This window comes from uncultured Roseobacter sp. (genome assembly GCF_947493125.1).
Classification (GTDB): domain Bacteria; phylum Pseudomonadota; class Alphaproteobacteria; order Rhodobacterales; family Rhodobacteraceae; genus Roseobacter.
Genome location: NZ_CANLQB010000027.1, coordinates 1 through 1114, shown reverse-complemented (window position 1 = coordinate 1114; position 1114 = coordinate 1). Strand labels below are relative to the sequence as shown.

1 protein-coding gene is annotated in these 1114 nt (G+C 62.4%); it reads left to right on the top strand.

Annotated features, from left to right (window positions below):
* On the top strand, window positions 1-1113 hold a 1113-nt coding region (locus tag Q1A71_RS23605), incomplete at its 5' end, for an S-(hydroxymethyl)glutathione dehydrogenase/class III alcohol dehydrogenase (protein ID WP_299682837.1).
* Window position 1114 lies beyond the last annotated feature (1 nt).

Below are 1114 nucleotides of genomic sequence, written 5' to 3'. Positions count from 1 at the left end.
ATGAAAACCCGCGCAGCGGTTGCGGTTGCTGCTGGTCAGCCGCTTGAGGTGATGGAGGTGATGCTTGAGGGGCCGCGCGCGGGCGAGGTTCTGGTGGAGATCAAGGCGACCGGGCTCTGCCATACGGATGAGTTCACGCGCTCGGGCGACGACCCCGAAGGCATCTTCCCGGCGATCCTCGGCCATGAGGGCGCGGGTGTCGTGATCGAGCTGGGCGAGGGCGTCACGAGCCTCGAGGTGGGCGACCACGTGATCCCGCTCTACACGCCCGAATGCCGCGAATGCGAGTACTGCCTCAACCCCAAGACCAACCTCTGCCAGAAGGTGCGCGCGACGCAAGGGCAGGGCTTGCTGCCCGATGGCTCGACGCGGTTTTCCATGCTCGATGGCACGCCGATCCACCACTACATGGGATGCTCGACCTTCGCCAATCATACCGTGGTGCCTGAAATAGCGCTCGCAAAGGTCCGGAAAGACGCGCCTTTTGACAAGATCTGCTACATCGGCTGCGGCGTCACCACGGGCATCGGGGCGGTGATCAACACCGCCAAGGTCGAGATCGGCTCGCGCTGTGTGGTCTTTGGCCTTGGCGGCATCGGTCTCAACGTGATCCAGGGGCTGCGTCTGGCGGGCGCTGATCAGATTGTGGGTGTGGATCTGAACGACGATAAGGCCGAGATGGGACAGAAGTTCGGAATGACCGATTTTGTCAACCCATCGAAAGTGGATGGGGATATCGTGGCGCACCTGGTTGAGGTTACAAAGGGTGGGGCGGATTACACATTTGACGCCACGGGCAATGTGAACGTGATGCGCACCGCACTCGAATGCGCGCACAAGGGCTGGGGTGAGAGCATCATCATCGGGGTGGCACCTGCGGGTGCCGAGATCTCGACGCGGCCGTTCCAGCTGGTCACGGGCCGGGTCTGGCGCGGCACGGCCTTCGGGGGCGCCAAGGGGCGCACGGATGTGCCGAAGATCGTGGACTGGTACATGGACGGCAAGATCGAGATCGACCCGATGATCACCCACAAGCTCACCTTGGACGAGATCAACCACGGCTTTGAGCTGATGCACGAGGGCAAATCCATCAGGGCTGTGGTGGAGTTCTGAG